This window comes from Nostoc sphaeroides, from assembly GCF_003443655.1.
In the GTDB taxonomy this organism is placed as follows: Bacteria; Cyanobacteriota; Cyanobacteriia; order Cyanobacteriales; family Nostocaceae; genus Nostoc; species Nostoc sphaeroides.
The window spans coordinates 4978287-4999313 of record NZ_CP031941.1 but is presented as its reverse complement, the minus strand read 5'-3'; the positions used below and the strand labels follow the sequence as shown (position 1 = coordinate 4999313).

15 protein-coding genes and 1 pseudogene are annotated in these 21027 nt (G+C 41.4%); 6 read left to right on the top strand and 10 right to left on the bottom strand.

The window, feature by feature from the left end; genetic code table 11:
- The first annotated feature begins 248 nt into the window (after positions 1 to 248).
- Complete coding sequence (locus D1367_RS22235) at positions 249 to 1433, top strand: patatin-like phospholipase family protein (RefSeq protein WP_118168284.1); 1185 nt, start codon at positions 249 to 251, stop codon at positions 1431 to 1433.
- Between the two features lie 905 nt (positions 1434 to 2338).
- Here the strand turns inward: D1367_RS22235 and tsaE are convergent.
- Both tsaE and D1367_RS22225 read right to left on the bottom strand, forming a co-directional pair.
- The gene (gene tsaE / locus D1367_RS22230) at positions 2339 to 2794 is read right to left on the bottom strand and encodes a tRNA (adenosine(37)-N6)-threonylcarbamoyltransferase complex ATPase subunit type 1 TsaE (RefSeq protein WP_118168283.1); all 456 of its coding nucleotides are present in this window, start codon (positions 2792 to 2794) and stop codon (positions 2339 to 2341) included.
- A 40-nt stretch (positions 2795 to 2834) separates the two neighbouring features.
- Positions 2835 to 4247: a gluconeogenesis factor YvcK family protein gene (locus D1367_RS22225; RefSeq protein WP_118168282.1), complete on the bottom strand. Its 1413-nt coding sequence runs from the start codon at positions 4245 to 4247 to the stop codon at positions 2835 to 2837.
- Positions 4248 to 4421: 174 nt separating this feature from the next.
- On the opposite strand from D1367_RS22225, the gene ruvC reads away from it, so the two are divergent.
- From ruvC to D1367_RS22210, 3 genes are all read left to right on the top strand, one after another.
- Positions 4422 to 4913 carry a crossover junction endodeoxyribonuclease RuvC gene (ruvC, locus tag D1367_RS22220; protein WP_118168281.1) on the top strand — a complete coding sequence of 164 codons (492 nt, stop codon included), beginning with the start codon at positions 4422 to 4424 and terminating at the stop codon, positions 4911 to 4913.
- 265 nt (positions 4914 to 5178) lie between these two features.
- Positions 5179 to 6720 (top strand): IS66 family transposase, encoded by a 1542-nt coding sequence (tnpC, locus tag D1367_RS22215; RefSeq protein WP_118164650.1) that lies wholly within the window; start codon positions 5179 to 5181, stop codon positions 6718 to 6720.
- Positions 6721 to 7063: 343 nt separating this feature from the next.
- Complete coding sequence (locus D1367_RS22210; protein WP_118168280.1) at positions 7064 to 9373, top strand: NACHT domain-containing protein; 2310 nt, start codon at positions 7064 to 7066, stop codon at positions 9371 to 9373.
- Between the two features lie 42 nt (positions 9374 to 9415).
- Here D1367_RS22210 and cruF read toward each other — a convergent pair.
- A pseudogene (gene cruF, locus D1367_RS22205) lies at positions 9416 to 10343 on the bottom strand (gamma-carotene 1'-hydroxylase CruF).
- A 25-nt stretch (positions 10344 to 10368) separates the two neighbouring features.
- Between cruF and D1367_RS22200 the strand changes: the two are divergent.
- Positions 10369 to 10620, top strand: a complete 252-nt coding sequence (locus D1367_RS22200; RefSeq protein ID WP_181984923.1) for a hypothetical protein — start codon at positions 10369 to 10371, stop codon at positions 10618 to 10620.
- A 278-nt stretch (positions 10621 to 10898) separates the two neighbouring features.
- Here the strand turns inward: D1367_RS22200 and D1367_RS31125 are convergent, their stop codons facing one another.
- The 6 genes from D1367_RS31125 to D1367_RS22175 all read right to left on the bottom strand — a co-directional run bounded on the left by D1367_RS31125 (position 10899) and on the right by D1367_RS22175 (position 19035).
- On the bottom strand, positions 10899 to 11042 hold the full coding sequence (locus tag D1367_RS31125; RefSeq protein WP_181984922.1) for a hypothetical protein: 144 nt from the start codon (positions 11040 to 11042) through the stop codon (positions 10899 to 10901).
- 473 nt (positions 11043 to 11515) lie between these two features.
- Positions 11516 to 11773: a hypothetical protein gene (locus tag D1367_RS22190; protein ID WP_118168277.1), complete on the bottom strand. Its 258-nt coding sequence runs from the start codon at positions 11771 to 11773 to the stop codon at positions 11516 to 11518.
- Positions 11774 to 12077: 304 nt separating this feature from the next.
- On the bottom strand, positions 12078 to 12458 hold the full coding sequence (locus D1367_RS32345; protein WP_228674776.1) for a response regulator: 381 nt from the start codon (positions 12456 to 12458) through the stop codon (positions 12078 to 12080).
- A gap of 82 nt (positions 12459 to 12540) precedes the next feature.
- Positions 12541 to 16311, bottom strand: coding sequence for a chemotaxis protein CheB (locus D1367_RS22185; RefSeq protein WP_228674777.1), 3771 nt, complete (start codon positions 16309 to 16311; stop codon positions 12541 to 12543).
- A gap of 356 nt (positions 16312 to 16667) precedes the next feature.
- Positions 16668 to 17108 carry a response regulator gene (locus tag D1367_RS22180; RefSeq protein WP_118168276.1) on the bottom strand — a complete coding sequence of 147 codons (441 nt, stop codon included), beginning with the start codon at positions 17106 to 17108 and terminating at the stop codon, positions 16668 to 16670.
- A 688-nt stretch (positions 17109 to 17796) separates the two neighbouring features.
- A complete protein-coding gene (locus D1367_RS22175; protein WP_118164787.1) occupies positions 17797 to 19035 on the bottom strand; it encodes an RNA-guided endonuclease InsQ/TnpB family protein in 1239 nt (412 codons plus the stop codon).
- Positions 19036 to 19468: 433 nt separating this feature from the next.
- On the opposite strand from D1367_RS22175, the gene D1367_RS31120 reads away from it, so the two are divergent.
- Positions 19469 to 19618 (top strand): hypothetical protein, encoded by a 150-nt coding sequence (locus tag D1367_RS31120; RefSeq protein ID WP_181984921.1) that lies wholly within the window; start codon positions 19469 to 19471, stop codon positions 19616 to 19618.
- Positions 19619 to 19799: 181 nt separating this feature from the next.
- On the opposite strand, the gene D1367_RS22165 is transcribed toward D1367_RS31120, so the two are convergent.
- Positions 19800 to 20825 (bottom strand): LacI family DNA-binding transcriptional regulator, encoded by a 1026-nt coding sequence (locus D1367_RS22165; protein ID WP_118168275.1) that lies wholly within the window; start codon positions 20823 to 20825, stop codon positions 19800 to 19802.
- Positions 20826 to 21027 lie beyond the last annotated feature (202 nt).

Sequence of the window (21027 nt, the reverse complement as noted above, 5' to 3'; positions counted from 1 at the left end):
TCAAATCTTCAATAACTACTCCCTTCCCGCTATCAGATTACTTATTTATTCTTCTTTTCCCTGCTTGGCGTCCTTCTCTAACGAGACGCTACGCGATGGCGTCCTTGGCGGTTCGTAAAAAAACTTAGGTATCTTCCTAGCCGGATAAGAGTAAACAAGCTAATGAAAGCATATTGCGATTCATTTCATGATGCTTGTCCCCAGAAACTATGCCCAGAAACATAACCTAGAAATCAAAGATAATTACTATGTCCTTCAAAATTTTAGCTTTAGACGGTGGCGGTATTCGTGGAGTCGTTGCAGCACGAATACTTCAACAAGTAGAACAAGAAATTAGAAATCAGGGGAAAGGAAACTTTTTACACGAATACTTTGATCTGATTTCTGGCACATCTACCGGTTCAATATTAGTAGGAGGGATTGCTGTAGGAAAGGATAGTGATGAACTCATTAAACTATATAAGGATAGAGGTAAAAATATATTCCCATTGGAGAGAAAAGAGCGCTATAAAAACTTGCCCTCCTTCATTCAATCAATTCTTGATGTATTTTCACCACCTAAATATTCTCATGATGGAATTATTAGCGTCCTCAAAGATGTATATAAATCCAAAAAAATAAAGGATATTGAAAAACCCATTCTCTTGATTCTTGCTTACGATACGCTCTATCGTAATACAACCTTTTTTACAAATTGTCATCCCGATTTAGGAGACAGATGGTACGACGATTGTTATTTATGGGAAATATGTACCGCTTCGGCCTCAGCACCTACTTTTTTTCCACCATATAAATTAGAACCTGTAGATAAAGAAAAATTTGGTGATTGGGAATTCCCACACATTGATGGAGGAGTTTCTGCTAACAACCCCTCTCTTGCAGCTTTGAGTCTAATTATGAGGATCAGTCAGTCTTCTGAGTCTTCAGTCTCTTCAACAATCAAGCAAAAATATAAACTTGATAATCTGCGAATGGAAGATATTTCTATCCTTTCTATTGGCACAGGTCAAACTGGCGAACCATATCAATATAACCAAATAAGTAAATGGAGAGGCTTAGACTGGGTACAAAATATTACTAATATCTTTATGGAGCCTACATCTGAGATTGATAGTACTATTTGCCGACAAATTATGGGTGGATATGATTCTAAACGTTACTTACGGCTTCAGTTTGACTTAAATGAGAAATTTAAACCCAAGCCAAAAGAGACTTATAAAGATCCTCGCATTCTATTAGCTCCAGAAGATCGAACAAACCGATTTACACAGCAAAAAGTTAGTGAAGAAATAGATAACGCTAATTCGGAGATTATTCAGCAGTTAATAGATACTACTTCTGCATTCATTGATAAAGGTCTTACATTCTATACCAGAGACGACTCTGGTTCTCCGATAAAAGAGGCGATCGCCTCTTTCATTAAAAATAACTAGTGCATCCACGTAGGCACATTAATGTCAGCTAACAGAGGATAAAACATCTCGTATTTCTACATAATTTTCGTAGAAATACGAGATGTTTTATTTAATTTTATTAATATCAGTATTAATGACAGATGTGAATAGAAAAATTTATTGCTATTTGAAAGTTATTTAAATTAATTTAAAAAGATTCGATAATTCAGTATTTTTGTGTATAGATTATGACTTTAGTTTGGGTATATTGAGAATAAGGAAAAGTTAGACAACTTCTACAGAACTTGCTTGATGTTGTTTAACTTTTCTCTACTAGCTTTGGCTGCTAAATAATCCAGATTTGTTCTCTTAATGATAGTAGAGAACCAATCGGGTAAAACCAAGCTGACTAAGTTCTGTGAAAACTCTTATTTAACCCAACAACAGTTTACATTTTCTTCACTCATACTCCATCTAAATCAGTTTTTTAACTGATTATTGCAGCAATAAAGCTGCTGTTACAAAATTTTTTCATTTATTTTGGATTGAGATAACAATGTTAGTGATTGACAGTGGTGAGCGTGGTAGTGGCAGATAGAACGAGTGTGAAGTTCTCCCTCGACTGTTTGCAAAAATTTTCTCGTGTTGTATGTGCTTAAAAAGTCAGACTTCTCGTACTTACAGCAGAATTCAGAATTCAGGAGTCAGAAGGAAAACAGGCTTTCTACCTAACTTTTAGACCTATAGGATTACTATTTGATTTTTGAACAACACGTAGGGTGTGTTATAGCGAAGCGTAACGCACCAAACCCTTGAAAATGGTGCGTTAGACTAAAGTCATAACGCACCCTACAAATACTTAATTTTTTTCAGAAATCAAACCGGATTCCTATATATTGTGTACAACACCCAACTTGAAATCTGCTGTAAGTCGGGAAATAAGCTTAAAATGCGGCAATGGCTTCGCTAATGTCACAATTAAATGGGATGAGTTCGACTTGACGAGTGCCCTCATTTCCATAAGTCAAGGTCACACTGAGATAGCTATTTGGCTTGTAGGGCAATCTTTCCGCCCATTCAATTGCCACAATTCCTGGTATGACTTCAACGCCTTCCCAGTAACTTTCTAAATTCAGGGCTGCAACTTCTTGTGGTTCTAAGCGATATAAATCTAGGTGGTAAAGGGGGACGCGTCCTTCCGTATACTCATTAATCAGGGTGAAAGTGGGACTGACAATAGCTTCAGCGATTCCCAAACCCTTGCCAATACCTTGAACTAGGGTAGTTTTACCAGCACCTAAATCACCTTCTAGTAAAATTACACTGCCAGGAGTTAGGGATTCACCGAGAGTAATACCTAAGCGTAGCGTCGCCTCTGTATCTGCAAGAAAAATTTTCATAATTAGTCATTAGTCATTAGTCCTTTGTTTAGACTAATGACTAATTTTGATTTTCCTTAATTTTGAATTTGGAATTTTGAATACCCCGAAGAGACTGACCTCTACCGTACCACCGCAACAACACTTGTGCTAGTTTCTGCGGATTGTGACGGACAAAACCGGTTTCATCTTCATACAAAACATTAGCTGAAACAATCCTTCGCCCTAGCTGAGTTACGGCTTCTCTGTCTAAGAAAACCGGATGGGAGTTTTGTTCGGCGTAGCGCATGAGTGATTGCTGTGAGGGGGATTTTTTGTGGATTAGTACAGCATCGAATAGCCGTCTTTCCCCACAAGCAGCATCAATTGCTCTGATATGATCTGCAACAGTGTAGCCTTCAGTTTCTCCTGGTTGAGTCATTATATTGCAGATATAAATACGGGGGGCATCTGTTTGAGCGATCGCATCGGCAATTTCTGGTACTAATAAATTAGGAATCAGGCTTGTATAAAGGCTACCTGGGCCAATAATAATGTAATCAGCTTCTTTAATTGCCTTAATAGCTGCGGGTACTGCCGGAGGATTAGCTGGAATACAGCCAATTTTGACAATTTTCCCGCCAGCTTTGGGAATGCTAGACTCCCCATCAATGCGGCGGCCATCGGCTAATTCTGCCCAGAGGCGAACATCACTGAGAGTTGCTGGTAGTACTTGTCCCCGCACCGCTAGCACTTTAGAACTGGCTGCAACTGCTTGTTCTAAATCTCCAGTAATATCACTCATTGCCGTTAAAAACAAATTACCAAAACTGTGACCCGTTAACCCATCTCCAGCCCGAAAACGGTATTGAAACAATTCTGTTAATAACTTTTCTTCATCTGCTAAAGCAGCCAAACAATTACGAATATCCCCTGGTGGTAACACTCCAAATTCTTGGCGCAACCGCCCAGAAGATCCACCATCATCGGCGACAGTGACAATGGCAGTAATATTAGCGCTGTAGGTTTTCAGTCCCCTCAACAACGTAGAAAGTCCCGTACCACCACCAATTACCACTATTTTCGGGCCTCGGTACAATCGATGATGTGCGAGCAAGACATCGATGAGTTCTTCTCCGCCTTCTGCTCTCAGTACCTTAGTAATTGAGCCGACAGTGCGAGTTTGCCCCCAAAGCACTAACAGTAAGCCGCCAAGCAGCACTAAAGGCCCACTGATATAGTTGGGTAAGAGGTTGGCAATGACTCCCAGGAAACCTCTAACTAACTCAATCATCCAAAAAATTGGGGTCAGCTTAATCCAAATAGCTAACCCCAAACTCGCCAGCAGTACACCCCCAATACTGATCAACAACCAACGTTTTACCGATAGTCCAGGGGATAACCATTTGAACCACTGGTTAACCCGATAGGAAGTACGAGAACGCGACTGCTTTTGCAGGGCGTTGAGGGCTTGTCTGAGAAAACCAATTGACATACCTGATTTGGAGCAGTGCTACAAACAATAATTAACAGAAAATGTACACCAGTTGGTTTAAAACACTAGGCGTGAAACTATTATATTTGTCAATCCCATTAGACTAAGAGCAAGTGGTCAAAATTGCCAGTATTCCTAGTTAAACAATACCCTGGCTTGGTAAAAGTGAATTTAATGGAAAAACGAATTTTAGGATTAGATCCAGGACTGGCAATTTTAGGTTTTGGAGTAATTACCTGCACACCAACTCCTAATAAGGTACAAGATACTACAGTAAATATGCTGGATTTTGGGGTAATAAAAACGTCAGCAGATGTAGAAATGGGACAGCGCTTATGTACCTTGTTTGATGATTTACACACCGTGATGGAGGAATTTCAACCGGATTTGGTTGCGATCGAGAAACTATTCTTCTATCGAATGTCAAGTACAATTTTGGTTGCACAGGCGCGGGGTGTACTCATTTTAGTGTTGGGCCAGCGTCGTCTTCCCTACGTAGAGTTTACTCCTGCTCAAATTAAACAAGCTTTAACGGGGTATGGCAATGCTGATAAGTTAGATGTGCAAGAGGCGGTAGCGCGGGAGTTGGATTTAGATGAAATTCCCAAGCCTGATGATGCTGCGGATGCTTTGGCGGTAGCTTTGACGGCTTCTTATCAACTGTAGGATACACAGACAATAATGCATCTTTGAGCTAATTATGTTTAAAAAGGTAGTTACCAACACGGGAAAAGGACTAGATTCTTAACAAGTCCTTTGTCGCTAGGTAAACTCTCTCAATCATCAGATTAAGCTAAGTTATTTAAACACTAATTGTAACAAGCTAACTTCATGCACAAGCTTACAGAAGTGGTACAATAATTGTAAGCGTTCAGGGGGGTAGGAGAGCGATCGCTAAAAATTCCCCCCAAAATCTGATAAATTAAGTGACATGGAACACAAGCGCGTCAGTCATTTAGAACAGATACCCCCAGAAGATTGGGGAAAGACTCCAACCAGCGTCAAAAAACTGGTGGAGGAGATGGCGCAGCAAATAGAACAACAGGAAAAGAAACTAACAGAAGTCCTGACAGTTCAAGAACAGCTATTAGAAAAAATAAATCAGACATCAAAGAACTCATCATCACCCCCCTCAAGCGACCCACCAGGATTCTCCAAAAAGCCACCCAAACAGAAAAGCAGCAAAAAACGAGGGGGTCAGCCAGGTCATAAAGGAAATAGCCGGGACTTATACCCCATAGAAGAATGTAGCTCAGTAATAGAACATCATCCGCAATTATGTACGAATTGTGGAGCAACCCTCAGTGGAGTTGATACAAACCCCTATCGTCACCAGATAGTAGAAATTCCACCCATCAGTCCCATAGTCATCGAGCATCGTTTACATCAATTGACCTGTACTGGATGTGGCAGTAGTACTCGTGCAAAATTGCCAGAAGACGTGAACCAAAGTGGTTACGGAGTCAGAGTAGTAGCTCTAGTGGCACTGCTGAGTGGAGTGTACCGTAACAGTCAAAGGATGGTACAAAGTGCAATGCAAGAGGTGTTTGGAATCTCAATATCATTGGGAACAGTCAACAGACTGCGACTGGAAGCGAGTAACGCAGTGGCGACCTGTGTAGATGAAGCCAAACTTTATATTCAAAAAGCAAACATCGTTGGAGCCGATGAAACCAGCTTTAACCAAGGAAATATTGACGGTTTTAATCCTCAACAAAGAAAGGCTTGGTTATGGGTTGCTGTCACCCCCCTAGTCACATTTTTTGAAATTGCCCTAACTCGTTGTACCCAAGCAGCTCAGAACTTATTGGGTGATAACTTTGGAGGAATTTTAAACTCTGACCGTCATGGTGCTTACAATTGGGTAGAACTAGAACGTCGGCAATTGTGTTGGGCGCATCTGCGACGTGAATTTATCAAAATTTCCGAGCGTCCTGGAGTTTCGGCACAATTAGGAACTGCACTGGTTAAACAGCAAGAAAAATTGTTTGAACTATGGCATCGAGTTAGAGATGGCACATTATCTCATTGTGATTTTGGTGAGTTGGTTCTAGAGATTCGCTCATCAATCAAAGCAACTTTACTTGAAGCTGATAACTATTCTATTGGTACACGGGAAAAAACACCCCTAGCAAAAACTGTTCGCACCTGTCGTCAACTACTGAAAGTTGAGCCGGCGATGTGGTTGTTTGTGACCACCCAAGGTGTTGAACCCACTAATAATGCTGCTGAACGAGCTATCCGTCCTGCTGTAATCTGGCGACGGACTAGTTTTGGCTCTCAAACCCAGACTGGTAGTAATTTTGTGGCTCGGATGCTGACTGTGGTAACAACCCTGAAGTCTCAAAAACGTAATGTTTTGGAGTTTATGACCCAGGCTGTTGTTGCTACTCGTGGTGGTACAGCCACTCCTTCTCTGCTTCCTGAAGCCACTACTTGTTCTGATGATTCTGACTTGTTGACTGCTGCATAATTTTATTCCTTGATTTTGGGGGTGGTTTTTCGTCTTCTTTATACCCCCTGAACGCTTACCAATAATTAAAAATACTCAATTATACTTAAACTTTAGACTTGCCCCAGCACTAGAGTTACTAGATATACAAAAACTGTCCATAACACCAAATAAAAAGTTAGAGAATATACTTTAATCAATCAAATGATACTGATGATAATGCAATGATAGGATATTGCCTGAAGATGCTTTAAATCAATCATTAGGATTTAAAAATAACTAACTAAGTTTCTAAGTATTTCCGAAACTGGATGTTGCAATAATGTCAACTTGAATAATTATTATTTGATATGTGTAAGCTTCTATGGTAAAGCGATCGCTTCAGGGATCAGTCACCGGGATTGAACAAGCCAAAAAAGCGTTCGCTCATAAGGGGTGGACACAAGAAAATTTGGCTTTTGAAGTTAACTTAAAGACTCGCCAACCAATTTGGCGGTTTTTTAGTGGGCGTCCTGTAGAGCGCCATATCTTTATAGAAATTTGTTCTGTGTTGTCGTTGAATTGGCGCGAGATTGCGGCTAATCCTCCAGAAGAATTTTCTGAATCAAAAGAACTTAGTGCTGCTGAATTTTTAGATATTGATGCTCTAGTACAATTTGTGCGATCGCAACGCTTTGACAAAATTCAAGATCAGTGCGGCACTTTGCAGTTATTAGATGTTAGTCGCCCCGTTAGAATCGATGACATTTACATAGATGTCAACATTATGGAGGAGATTGCCAGCCTTCAGTGGTTAGAGTTTGCTGACTTACAAAAGTTTACATCAAAAGAATTCGATCGCTTTGGTTTAGGTGAAGTATCTCAAATAGAAATGGCGGGGATCACGGCAGTTGAAACTTACTCAAAGCTGCGGGTGTTGGGTAAACCGGGAGCAGGTAAAACCACTTTTTTACAACATCTGGCGATTCAATGCAACCGAGGGAGATTTGCTGCAAATCGAGTTGCCATTTTTGTCACCTTAAGAGATTTTGCCGATGAATCGAGAGTTGCAGGAGAGTTCAATTTACTCAACTATATTTGCAAAGAATTCCTTACTTGTGGAATTTCAGATCCATCTGTGCTTGAAACTTTGTTGTTAGAGGGCAGAGTGTTGCTGTTACTGGATGGATTAGATGAAGTGCTTCATCAACAGAGCATTGGTGTCGTCAATGAGATTCGCAGACTATCTGAAAAGTATCAAAAGAATATGTTTGTCGTCACCTGCCGCACGGCGGCTAAAGCTTTCAACCTTAGACGCTTTACAGATGTTGAAATTGCCCCATTTAGTCAAGACCAAATTGCTGCTTTTGCTCAGAAGTGGTTTACAGCACTTACAAAAACGAACATCCAGAATAAACAAGAACAGGCAATTGAATTTATCAAGAAACTAGATTTACCCGAAAACTTACAATTCCGTAGACTTGCCGCCTCTCCCTTGTTTTTACATCTCGTCTGCTGGGTTTTTCATCACCAGAACAAATTCCCAAACCAAAAAATTGCGTTTTATAAGCAATGTTTAGACCTTCTCTTGGGGAAATGGGATGAAACTAAAGCAATTGAACGGGATGAAGTGTATGAAGGTTTTTTATTACCACAAAAGCTGAAGTTGCTGAGTCAGGTTGCTAGCGCGACATTTGACCAGGGTAATTACTTTTTTGAACAACACATTGTTGAGCAATACATTAGCGATTATATCTGTGATTTACCGAATGCTTCGACGGAACCAGAGGAATTGCAATTAGATAGTGAAGGGGTACTTCAGGCGATAGAGTTACAACATGGATTACTAGCAGAACGAGTGCGGGGAATTTTCTCCTTCTCTTATTTGACCTTTCAAGAATATCTGACTGCTCAAAAAATCGTTGCTAGTTATAATTTACAAGCATTAGAACAACCGTTAGAACGTCTGGTGAGTCATATTACTGAACCCAGGTGGCGCGAAATCTTTTTGTTAACGGTTGCTATGCTGCGGAGTGCAGATTTCTTAGTACTGTTGATGAAGCAAGAAGTTGATGCACTAGTGGCTCAAGATCCATATTTGCAAAAATTTTTAACTTGGACAAGTCAAAAGTCTCTTGCTACTCCTGAGTCTGTTGCAATTCGGGCGTTTTATTTTGCCTTGGCTAGAACTCCTCACCTTACCTGGTACTTTGCCCTTGTCTGCATCTTCGATCAAGATATTTTTTTGGATGCGGCATTAGATAATCTAGTAATGGAATGCAAATCTAATTTTGCTGATGTCTATGAGTGCAATGAGGCTCTGAGTAGCGCTTTAACAATTGCTCAAGATGCTGGTTTACATCAAGCTTTACAACAACTTAAAGACCTACTGCCCGATCCAGAACAAAGTAGAGAAAGGATTCAGACATGGTGGCAAACAAGTTATCCTGCTTGGATAGAAGAGTTAAAAAGTGCGATCGCCAAGCATCGAAACATTGAGCATGACTGGCACTTCAGCCCACAGCAACAGGAAGTATTACAACAATATTACGATGCCAATCAGTTGCTTCTCGATTGCCTCAATAGCAACGGTGAGATTACAGACGTTGTGCGCCAGGAGATTGAAGCCAGTTTATTGTTGCCGAGAAAAGAACTCTTCGAGCAGGAATGGCAGGGGGGTAAACAAAACTCCTAACTCCTAACTCCTAACTCCTAATGTCCAATGCCCAATGCCCTTTCATTTCGCTGTAACTTTAACTCTAGCTACAGAGATTTCTGGTGGTTCAATGGGAACTTGAACAGGTGTAGATGAGCCTTTCAACCACAGCAGCACTGCGGGAATTACACCCAGCAACAAGCCTAGCAACACGGGTACAAAGAATCCAGATGTTAAGCTCATGACTGTAGCGAAACCAAAGTTACTTAAATAAACTGCCAAAGGTATATTAAGTTGCGATCGCTCCGGGTTAATTGGATTGTTTCTCCACAGCAGTGCAGTCACACTCATGAATATTGAGCTAGTACCCAGCCACCCCGCAAAGTTTTGGTAAGGCATTCCAAAGAAGGGGCCTGGTTGTTGCCAATACCAAAAGGGTAGAGATGTTTGACTCATTGCAGGATCGAGAACAAAATCCCAGGAGGTTAGTAATAAAGCACCCAAAGCGGTAAGCGAAGCCATGCCGTAGGCTTATCGCACTTATATGCCGCCACAAGTTGGGTTTTTTGTCCACTTCTAAACCTGCGCGTGCCAGCAGGTAAGAAACAAATCCCAAATAAAACCACGACAAGGGAATTGTAAATGGGACTAAACCCGCAATCTTATAACCTAAACCGCTTAGGTAACTATAATGACCAAATGGAAAACCAGTACTGGTTCCTAGTAATTCACTTCCTAGAGAAATAAATACAGATGGCAACAGAAATGCTAAGGCGCGACCTAAACCCAAAGTCCGCGTGGCATATAAGAAAACACCTGCCGCGCCTAAAATCATATAAACTACACCGCCTCCTGCCATACTCCATTGGATGGCAGTTTGTGCAACCTTGGATAAGTTAAAAATTACTTGGGCATTAGGTACAACCAGTAATATCCCTACCAATCCAAATACTGTTGACACGATATGACCAATGAGGCTTAGGCGTTCAGCAATAACAAGTTGTCTCATGATAATTCCTTTTTACTCACTGCTAATGAAGCGCTATTCATCCCAGCTATTGTTTAAAAATCTCCTAGCATTTATAGCGTTTCTCGAACGGAAGCAATACACATTTCACCTGCGAGTCGATACAACAAACGTGCAGGGCGATACAACAAAGGTGCGAGTCGATGCAACAAAGGTGCAGGGCGATACAACAAAGGTGCGAGTCGATGCAACAAAGGTGCGAGTCGATGCAACAAATGTGCGAGTCGATGCAACAAAGGTGCCAATACTGTTCGGTTAAGAAGATTTGTAGGTTGGGTTGAACTTTAGTGAAACCCAACAAATCCCTGAAAATGTTGGGTTTCGTTCCTCAACCCAACCTACATTGGAGTTATTTTTTAGGCTTAACCGAACAGTATTGACAAAGGTGCAGGGCGATGCAACAAAGGTGCAGATCAAGAGACTTGTGTGTACACCGTAGCCTTTTAGGAGAGAGGCTTTGAATTTTACTCCCCAACGCTAGAAGGGAAGGGGCTGTTCTTGTTAGGTCTGTATTCTATGCAACTGAGAACCGCTATATTAGGGACTGGTACTTGATTTATAACCAGCTAAAATGAGCATTAAGGGAACTCCAAAAAATAAATTATTGCACATTAAAGTTGTTGACTGTTGACTGTTGACTGTTGACTGTTGACTGTTGACTGAAAATTCGTGAACCGTCAACGGTCAACAGTGAACAATAGCAATGGAATATTTTTTTACTTGGAAGTCCCTAATGATATTTAAGTCTTGCTCTAATTGTTTGTCAAAATTAGATTTTTCGATCACTTCATCTCAAGAGTAACTATAAGTTTTGAAGTCTTTGATTTGTTTGACTAAATTAGAGTTGTCTTGCTGCATGAAGCTTCCCCTACTGTTCTGCTAGGACTCTGATTTCATAAAGTTCTCGTTGAATGAAATTGGATGTAAACATCAAGTGCTTACCACTACTGTTTACAAAAAAGAATCTCTGATTATGAGATTGATGGCTAAATTTGATTTGTTCCCCTCGGCAAGAGTAGATTTTACCCCGAATTAAATCGGTAGATTTAAACATTTTCCACCTTCTCATCCTCCTTATCAAAAACCTACTTACAGCAGAATTCAGCAGTCAGAATTAGCTACGCTCCACTGCGCTAAAAGAAGTAAAACAGTCTTTACGCCGGGGTTTGAGATTGTTTACAACACCCAGCTTGAAATTCGCTGTATGTCGTAAGTAAATCTGCCTCGGTAAGGAGTATCATCGTTTCTGCACCAACTCTGCCAAAGTCAGGCTCTAGCCCTAATGCCATCTCAATGAGATACGTCCATTTGCCAGATTCAGGAGTGTAGTTGCGTACAATCCCTTCTCCACCAACAAAGCTCACCCGTTGGGTATTACGAAACTTAGGCCTCTTCATGAAGGTTGCAGTCATGCGTAAGACTCCTCTAATTAATAGTTGATACCTTCTGTTTTATTAAAAAAAATCAAATATATTATGTATCTTTTTAAGTAAAAATGTAAGATATAACCTGTATCTTTGGAATGTTTTAGGTGCAGATTATACAATTTATACGTAATTCAAACGTTTGTTCAGACATTTGATATAGCAATCCTAAATCATTCGTCAAAAATTAGATCCCCGACTTCTTTGAGAAGTCGGGGATCTGGACACAGCAAATTTTTTATTCTGTACCTAAATTACGAATTACGAACTTGTACTGAGCGTAGCCGAAGTATTACGAATTATCTGCGCCTCTTCCACTCAAATTTGCAATCATCAATACCAATTCAGTCAGCTCAATCGGTTTAGCTAGATGCATTTGGAAACCAGCATCAATTGCTTTTTGCCGCTCTTGTTCGGTGGCATAGGCAGTGATTGCTGCTGCTGGAATTTGTCCCCCAGCTTCAGCTTCAAGCGCTCTCACCTGACGAATCAGGGAAAAACCATCCTCCTCTGGCATCCCAATATCTGCTAGAAGCACATCATATTTGCCAGGAGATTCTGTTAAAGCAGCGATCGCTTCCCTTGCCGATGTCACAATTACTACTTCAGCCCCAAACTCTTCTAACATCCACTTCATCAGATCGCGGCTATCCGCTTGATCGTCTACAGCCAAGATGCATAACCCTTGAAGGGTAAGGGGTGGATTTTTACCATCTAATGTGTCCAGAGTCTCTGATAAAAGGCTCGGCTCTAAATTAAGTTGGCGGTGTAATTTCTGGTGGCTTTAAGCGCAGAGGCAGCCTGATGGCGATCGTGGTTCCTAGTCCCTCGCCTGGACTTTGCGCTTGAACTGTTCCACCGTGAAGTTCTACAATATGACGGACGATTGACAAGCCTAATCCAAGTCCCTGAGTTGTTTTGCTGCTGCTGGAATCTCCTTGGCGGAAGCGATCGAAAACATAAGGCAGCAAGTCTTCCCGGATGCCAATTCCTGTGTCGCTGACTCGAAGTTCAGCGTGAGCATATACAGCTTCGAGCATAATTCCCACTCGCCCACCGGCTGGAGTGAACTTAATGGCATTAGAAAGTAAATTCCACAGAACTTGCTGTAAACGGTCAAAATCTCCGACAACTGTCGCCGAGTTCAACTCTGAAACAATTTCAATGCTTTTCGCCTCTGCGGAAAATTCGATAGACTCAATGGCGGCATTCACTACTGAAACTAGATCGATTAGACGAGTGTTTAAATGAAGCTTGCCACTCGTAATCCGCGAGATATCCAGCATATCATCGATTAACTGAGCTTGCACTCTAGCACTCCGCTCGATCACTTCCCAGGCCCGAATGACTGCTGAAGAATTTAAATTGCGGGTGCGGAAAAGTTGCGCCCAGCCCAGTATAGTATTGAGCGGGTTACGAAGTTCATGGGAGAGGTTCGACAGGAATTCATCTTTGGCTCGGTTGGCAATTTCCGCCTGTTGACGGGCTGACTGCTCTTGTGCTAGAAGCTTAGATCGCTCTAATTCAAACTGCTTGCGATCGCTGATATCTTGAATCGCCAGCAAAATCATTTGAGCCTCTCCCTGTTGAATAATTTTCCAACCATTGAGCAGCATGGTTTTCTGCCCAATCTGCTCAAAACGATGCTCTACCTCCAAGTTTTGAATAGTGGTATCGTTGGCGAGAATGTCTTCTAAGAGCGATCGCAATCCGGGCAGGTTCCATTGACCGTTCCCTAGTTCAAAAATCAGAGATTGGGCTGTCTCTGATGGTGAAACCTGAAATGTTTCATAAAACGAGCGATTGGCTTTGTTCACCCGGAAATCAGAATCAAGGACGATTAACGGCACTTGTACCGTCTCCACAATCGCTTCAGCGTAATTCCGGGCTTGTTCTAAGCTTTCTGCATTGCGTTTAAGACCATCAATATCTATTAACACCAACACTACACCGTCAATCTTGTTTTCTGTAGTGCGATAAGGACGGATGCGGAGGTTGTACCAATGTCCCCCTAGAGTTCGGACTTCTAATTCTTTGATGCTGAGTGTGTCAAGAACCTCCAAAATTATAGTTTCTAACTCAGGAACATCAAGATTTGCTCTGATGTCGCTCAAAGGTCGTCCAGCATCGGTGGGAATCAAATTGAAAAGTCGCTGCGCCATTGGCGTAAAACGTCGAATGCGTAAATCCAAAGTCAATATCAAAATGGGAATATTAATACTGGCAAGTAAATTCGTCAGATCGTTATTAACTTGGTGTAATTCCATATTTCGACTACGAAGTTCTTCATTAGTGGTGTTGAGTTCTTCGTTGGTTGCTTGAATCTCTTCTTTAGCAGTTTCTAGCTCCTCATTGGTGCTTTGCAACTCTTCATTACTAGAGAGGATTTCTTCATTGGCAACTTTCAGGTCTTGATTGATATGCTCCTGCTCTTGGATCACTGCTTGGAGATATTCTTGAGTTGCAGTCCGCTCTTGGATGGCGCTTGCGATTTCTTGCCTGAGCCGAACAATCTCCTGCGCTAAGTCTGACTGATCTTCGCTCTCAGGATTTACTGTGCTGGGGTTGTTAATTGTGGGTGGGGCTGATTCAAATAAAACCACAAAGTAGAGTTCTTTCTCAGTTCCAGGCTTGAATGGAATCACCTCAAGATTGATGATTTTTGCAATATCGCCCTCTTCAATGCGTAACCCTTCTCTTCTAACCAGAATTTTTTGCCGTTGTGCCTGATAAATTGTGGCGCGTAGCTCGATAAGCAAACCCTCGCGCACCATTTTGAATAAGTTAAGACTCGGTTTCCCAGGTACAAGTTTGAGGTAGAGATCGATTTCTCCCCGAAATTGCAGCACCTCCATCTTGTCGTTGATCACTACACCCACTGGGGCATAGCGATTCAAGATTAGTTGGTCAGTTTTTTTCTCTAAATCCAACTCATCCGATGGATTCTCATTGTTCGGCTTTGATTCGTCCACTTTTACTATCGGATAATTGCTGGTAATGAACGAAAAAGTTGGACGAACTCCAGTTAGCTTTTTACTATAGATTTTATACTTTTTGTCAATCTGAATAAACAAATCCGAATATTTACCTGTGCTTTCTGAAGTCCCTAGCAGCAAGAAGCCAGTCGGATTAAGACTGTAATGAAAGATGGGCAATATCCGTTTTTGCAACGTTTCGTCTAAGTAAATCAATACATTCCGGCAGCTAATTAAATCTAAGTTAGAAAAAGGGGGATCGCTGCCCAAGTCTTGCCTAGCAAACACACACACTTCGCGGACAGCTTTGTTAATTTGATATCCACCGCCCTCAAGGGCATTAAAAAATCGGCGGCGGCTCTCTGGTGAGACTTCCACCATTTGATTCTCTGCATAAATACCCGCTCTTGCTTTGTCAATCGCAATCTCGCTGATGTCTGTGGCAAAAATTTGGATCGGCGGCGAGGTGACTTTATTTGACAAAAACTCCAGCAAGGAGATAGCGATGGAATACACTTCTTCACCCGTCGAACATCCAGCTACCCAAATCCGAATCGGCAACTCTGCTGATTTGTTTTCGATGATGCTAGGAAAGACTTGCTCTTTCAACACTTCAAATGCTTCAGGATCGCGGAAAAAATGGGTTACATGGATCAGAATTTCTTCATAGAGCGCCTTGACTTCACTGGGATTGTTTTGCAAATACTCGGCATAATCCTCCAAGGGTTCTAGTTTATACAACAGCATTCGCCTCTGGATTCGGCGATCGAGGGTGTTGGGTTTGTAGTGGCTGAAGTCAACGCCAGTTTGCGATCGCAGTAATACAAATATAGTCGCCAGGGCATCTCCCTGTTCGGGCAACTTCTCAACCGCGATCGCTGGCAAAGAGTTAGAAATAAAAGGATTGCGACTGAGGTTTACCAGTTCCTCGGCGATTTTTTGCGGCGGTAGCACAAAATCCACATTCCCGGTAGCAACAGCAGTATTGGGCATACTATCGAATTTTGCCGTGTCTTCACACTGAGCAAAAGTCACGCCTCCAGCTGCCTTGATTGCCTTCAGCCCTAGTGAACCATCTCCATCTGCTCCAGATAGAACAACTGCGATCGCTTTGTGCCCTCGATCTGCTGCCAATGAAGTAAAGAACGCATCAGCAGGCATATATTTACCCTGAATTTTCTCTCGCGGCGTGAGTTGCAACACCCCACCAGACAGCATCATCTTAGTGTTGGGCGGAATAATGTAGACCTTGTTAGGTTCCACAGTCACGCCATCTCGCACTTCAGTGACGGGCATTGTAGTTGTTCTTGCCAGAATCTCGCTCAACAGACTCTTGTGGTTAGGATCTAAGTGTTGAATCAGCACAAATGCCATCCCTGTATCGGTAAGCAAATGTTTGAGTAACTGCGTAAATGCCTCTAATCCACCCGCAGAAGCCGCAATGCCAACGATGGGAAATAAAGTATCTTTATTGTCTTGTTGCTCTACGTCGAACACTTCAGTAGCGGTAGATTCAGATACAAGTTGCTCAGAGGGTTGATCGGATGTCATAGAATGATTTTAGCACTGCAACGGTTTAGCAGAACAGGTTTATATTTTAGGTCAGTTTACGTACTTGCGCTGTATTTAATAATAGTTTAGCAAATCATATAAACAATCTAAGTTTCCTAAATCCAAGTCAGTGCCAATAAATAAGAAGCTAGAATAAATACAATACCAATAATTCCGCTGCTTAAAAGCAAAAGTAATTGAGTGAAAATATACATTTGGATAACTCCTGAAATTAATTTTATCGTTTATCAAATTTATTAGAAGCGTTCACAAAAAAATATCTCCACTAATAAATGATCCATATTATTACTTGTCAAAAGTTAGACTACTATATATATATAAAACATTAATTAAAGCTAGTTATCATGAGTATGAGGATTATTAGCAATTGCTAAAATGCCAAGTACAGCAACAAAATCATCAACAACTATGGGTTTAGCAACGCATAGACTAAACCCAGCTAAAAGAGCACGTTGATACATATCTTCTGTTACAGTGTTTGTCAGAGCGATCGCTGGTACTACTTTCCCTCGCTCTCCCGCAAGTGTTCTTACTTGGTGAATCAGAGCATAACCATCCTCCTTTGGCGAGGAAATACCATTCAAGAGGACATCAGGTTGCCATTGCACAAATATTTCCAGAGCTTGCTCTCCTAAAAATGCCGCTTGCACGCTCACACCATAGGATTGCAACATCGGCGTCAACGAATTGCAGAAATTGACATCATTATCTACAAGTAGTACTCGTAGCCCTTGAAGAAATGAAGGATTAATAGGAAATCTATTATTTATGTGCATCACAGTTCAAAAATTTAAATTTTATTGAGCTTTGGAAAGTTATTAAACATATCCAATTAACTCCGTGGGGTGGGCGACACGAAAGCCCAGTTTGTATGACGGGCAAGATTCCCACCCCACAATATTGGATAATTTATTTCTTGGAGTTCCCTTGGATAAAGACGCGATGAATAGCGTCTCTACAGATGGTCTATTTGTCGCATTCTTTTTTCAAAATGGTATAGCAGTATTCACTTTAACAACAAGATGTTATAGTTCGTGTTTCAATAAATGTTTTAATAGCGTATAATATGTATAACAATGAAAATATATTTAAATTATTCCGATGATCGGTAACTACTGGTATCAATATTATATCTAGCGAATTAGATTTTTTATATCGTTTAGCAGAAGTCAAAACAACTTTCAACAATAAAGCAATACCCTTGGGTTAAGGAAAATTGTAGAAAATTGTAAGTTGGGTTAAGCAAAGCGCAACCCAACAAAGTCCCGAAATGTTGGGTTTCGTTCCTCAAACGCCACTTGCTTCTCCCAAGGGGAGACGCTGCGCGAACAAGTCGGTAAACCCGCAAGGGCGCTGTGGCTCCCCAACCTACACATTTCAAGGTTTTTGGCGCTAACCCAAGGGTATTGGACTATAAAGCATCCGCAAAAGGTAATGGTCAGGAATATTGACATCCTCCCCACCCTACTTCGTTGAGGGTGGGGATTCCAAAGATCGCTCTCTGGGTTTCCTCTTTCCACGAGTTGACTTGCTTGAAGGAGTTTCCTCACTCAAGTATTGGTCAGTCTCTCCAGAGGCGTTAGTTCCGACGTGACCCGCCGTACTCAATCCTTTTTCTAATATGTTCCGCGCTGCGTTCCAATCCCTGTCTTGGGTATGCCCACAATGAGGACAAACATGAGTTCTGGTTAAGAACGTCTTTTTGACAACCTCGCCACAGTTAGAGCAATTCTGACTGGTGTAGTGAGGTGGAACGGCAACCGTGACCACACCAAACACCTTACCGAAATACTCAACCCAATCACGAAACAACGACCACGAAGCATCACTAATAGACTTAGCCAAGGGGTGATTTTTCACCATATTCCGCACCATCAAATCTTCATACGCTACAAGGTCGTTAGACCTCACCACGCACCTTGCTGTCTTAACGGCAAAGTCTTTACGCTGGCGACTTACTTTGAGGTGTTTCCGTGCAAGTTTATTTCTAAACTTAATTCTGTTTTGAGAACCTTTTTTAGTCTTAGACATCCGGCGTTGCAACCGCCTCAAAGACTTCTCACTCTTGCGAAGATGTCTAGGATTGGGGACTGTCTCTCCGTTACTATCGGTGTAGAAATGGTTCAGTCCAACATCAATACCAATAGTTTTTCCTGTTGGTTCTCGTCTTTCAACTCGCTCTTGGTCAATGCAAAATTGGCAATAATAGCCATCTGCACGACGTACAACCCGCACCCTTTTAAACTGTTTAAGCTGGTAGAAATGCAGGTCACGAGTTCCCCAGAGTTTAAAGGTTCCTGCCTTAAATCCATCCGAGAAAGTGATATACCTGCGGTCATCAGAAAGTTTCCATCCACAGGTTTTGTACTCAACAGAACCATGCGTTTGTTCTTTCTTAAACTTTGGAAATCCCTTTTTCCCTGGTTTACCTTTTTTGCAGTTATCAAAGAACCGAGCGATTGCAGACCACGCCCTTTCAGCACTGGCTTGTCTTGCCATTGAGTTCAGCTTGTCAACCCAAGGAAACTCAATACTGGCTGCAAGTACAGCGCAAAATTTATTTAGGTCATAGCGTCCAATGCCCTTATTGTCCATCCAGTATCTCAGGCAGCTATTACGCACAAAACGAGCAGTACGAATCGCTTCATCAAGCGCTCGATACTGCTCGTTTTGTCCTTCAAGTTTTGCCTCAAATACGATCATTTATGTCTATTCTTGCTACATAAATAGTAGATCATGATTGTCAAAAACTCAACTACCTTCTTCCCTAATTTCGCTTACGCTCAATTTTGGTCAGAAGGTGTTTCGTTTTTGACCGCTTTACATCCACGAACTACGAAGCGTTGAGGCAGGGGTATTACAGCGATTTGATAAATAATTCGGTCGGTGAACCAAAACGGGCTGCGGGATTAGCTAACAAGGCTGGATCTACGTGACCATCTGGACAAACTAGGGGTAGTGCAGATATGCTGTCAAATAATTGATGAGCTAGTCGTCTTTGAACTGCTTCTGGAGAAAAGCAGCGATCGCTAGATAAAATCGGTTTTTTGGTTTACTGAATTTTTGTTGATTAAAATTTTTTTCAAATTATACGAATTCAATTAATGATTGCAACACATCCTTGGGTAAAGACGCGATGAATCGCACATCCTTGGGTAAAGACGCGATGAATCGCACATCCTTGGGTAAAGACCAATACAGTTCAGTTAAGCCCAAAAACCTTGGTAAAGACGCGAAATTTCGCGTCTCTACAGGTCTAAAATTAGTACCAAAAATCCTTAACTGAACCGTATTGGGGTAAAGACGCGATGAATCGCGTCTCTACAAATGGTCTATTTGTCGCATTGTTTTTTCCAATTGGTATTATTTATGGCTATTTATACAAAACCTTTTCAGGAATTGTACAGACGCGATTAATTGCGTCTCTCCCTACTCCCCGTCTCAATTGTGGTATAACTACCTGAAAATTACTGTAATTCTGCACTACTACGACGCTGTAATAGAAAAGGAGATAAAACGCGGTTTTCCACAGTTTTTTCTTCTAATAAATCAAGTAACATTTGCATGGCTATGCCACCAATTTCTAACATTGGCTGGCTGACTGTCGTGAGTGCGGGGGTAACGTAACTACCTAAAGCAATACCATCAAATCCAACTACACTTAAACTTCGTGGTACTAAAATACCTAGTTCTTGGCAGGCTAACAAAGCACCAACCGCCACCATATCATTGTAACAAAAGATGGCTGTTACTTCAGCAGTCAATAGTTTTGATAACATCTTTTGACCAGTAGTAACATCGCTTGCTCTGGTATCATCTTCATCACTAATTGCAACCCAATCAGTATTTTGTGGTAAACTAGCTTCCGCAAGAGCGATTCGATATCCTTCTAAGCGCTGCTGATTCGATCTGCTGCGATCGCCTACACCCAGATAACCAATTGCGGTGTGTCCCAGACTTATGAGATGCTCTGTGGCTAATCTAGCACCTAAGCGATCGTCTATTGCTACTGAGTGAAATATTTCGGATTGATTTTCTGTCTGGCTATTAATCAGAACTGTTGGCACAGCAATTTGCGTTAGTTGTTTGGTATGCTCTTTACTAATTCGTGAGTCGGCTACTAAAATCCCGTCCACTCTCCGGCGATGAAAACTATCAATAGCTGCTATTTCCTGCTCAAAATTTCGGTGTGAAGCACTTAACAAAACACTCAAGCCTGCTGGTCTAGCTATCTTCTCTATTCCCTCTACTACCTCAGCAAAAAAGGGATCTGCTATTGAAGTTACTACTACTCCAATAGTATTAGTGCGTTTATTTTGCAAGCTTTGAGCAATAGCATTTGGCACATAATTCATCTCCTGCGCCAGTTGCTTTATTTCTTCTCGCACTTTCGGGCTAATGAGAGCATTATCTCGCAAAGCGCGTGAAACTGTGGAATGAGAAACGCCTGCTCTTTGAGCAATATCTTCAATTGAAATTCTTCTTTTATTCATTTTTTATATAAAATATTAATTTTTGCACACCTGTGCATTTATTATATGTACTATAGAAAATAATCGTTATTTGTCAATAGATTTTAATACAACTGATATGTTGCAAGGAGTCTTGAATTCTGTCTCAATTTCAACAACTTAACTTTCTAGGACTTACGCAAAAGTACACGCCGTAGGGGCAATTCATGAATTGCCACTACGT

What these genes read in the sequence shown, in the direction of transcription:
- D1367_RS22235 (WP_118168284.1), top strand. Translation starts at nt 249, where the DNA reads ATGTCCTTCAAAATTTTAGCTTTAGACGGTGGCGGTATTCGTGGAGTC.
- D1367_RS22180 (WP_118168276.1), bottom strand. Translation starts at nt 17,108, where the DNA reads ATGCACATAAATAATAGATTTCCTATTAATCCTTCATTTCTTCAAGGG.
- D1367_RS22200 (WP_181984923.1), top strand. Translation starts at nt 10,369, where the DNA reads ATGAAGCGCTATTCATCCCAGCTATTGTTTAAAAATCTCCTAGCATTT.
- D1367_RS22175 (WP_118164787.1), bottom strand. Translation starts at nt 19,035, where the DNA reads ATGATCGTATTTGAGGCAAAACTTGAAGGACAAAACGAGCAGTATCGA.
- D1367_RS22210 (WP_118168280.1), top strand. Translation starts at nt 7,064, where the DNA reads ATGGTAAAGCGATCGCTTCAGGGATCAGTCACCGGGATTGAACAAGCC.
- D1367_RS22185 (WP_228674777.1), bottom strand. Translation starts at nt 16,311, where the DNA reads ATGACATCCGATCAACCCTCTGAGCAACTTGTATCTGAATCTACCGCT.
- D1367_RS22190 (WP_118168277.1), bottom strand. Translation starts at nt 11,773, where the DNA reads ATGACTGCAACCTTCATGAAGAGGCCTAAGTTTCGTAATACCCAACGG.
- tsaE (WP_118168283.1), bottom strand. Translation starts at nt 2,794, where the DNA reads ATGAAAATTTTTCTTGCAGATACAGAGGCGACGCTACGCTTAGGTATT.
- tnpC (WP_118164650.1), top strand. Translation starts at nt 5,179, where the DNA reads ATGGAACACAAGCGCGTCAGTCATTTAGAACAGATACCCCCAGAAGAT.
- D1367_RS22165 (WP_118168275.1), bottom strand. Translation starts at nt 20,825, where the DNA reads ATGAATAAAAGAAGAATTTCAATTGAAGATATTGCTCAAAGAGCAGGC.
- D1367_RS22225 (WP_118168282.1), bottom strand. Translation starts at nt 4,247, where the DNA reads ATGTCAATTGGTTTTCTCAGACAAGCCCTCAACGCCCTGCAAAAGCAG.
- ruvC (WP_118168281.1), top strand. Translation starts at nt 4,422, where the DNA reads ATGGAAAAACGAATTTTAGGATTAGATCCAGGACTGGCAATTTTAGGT.
- D1367_RS31120 (WP_181984921.1), top strand. Translation starts at nt 19,469, where the DNA reads ATGAATCGCACATCCTTGGGTAAAGACGCGATGAATCGCACATCCTTG.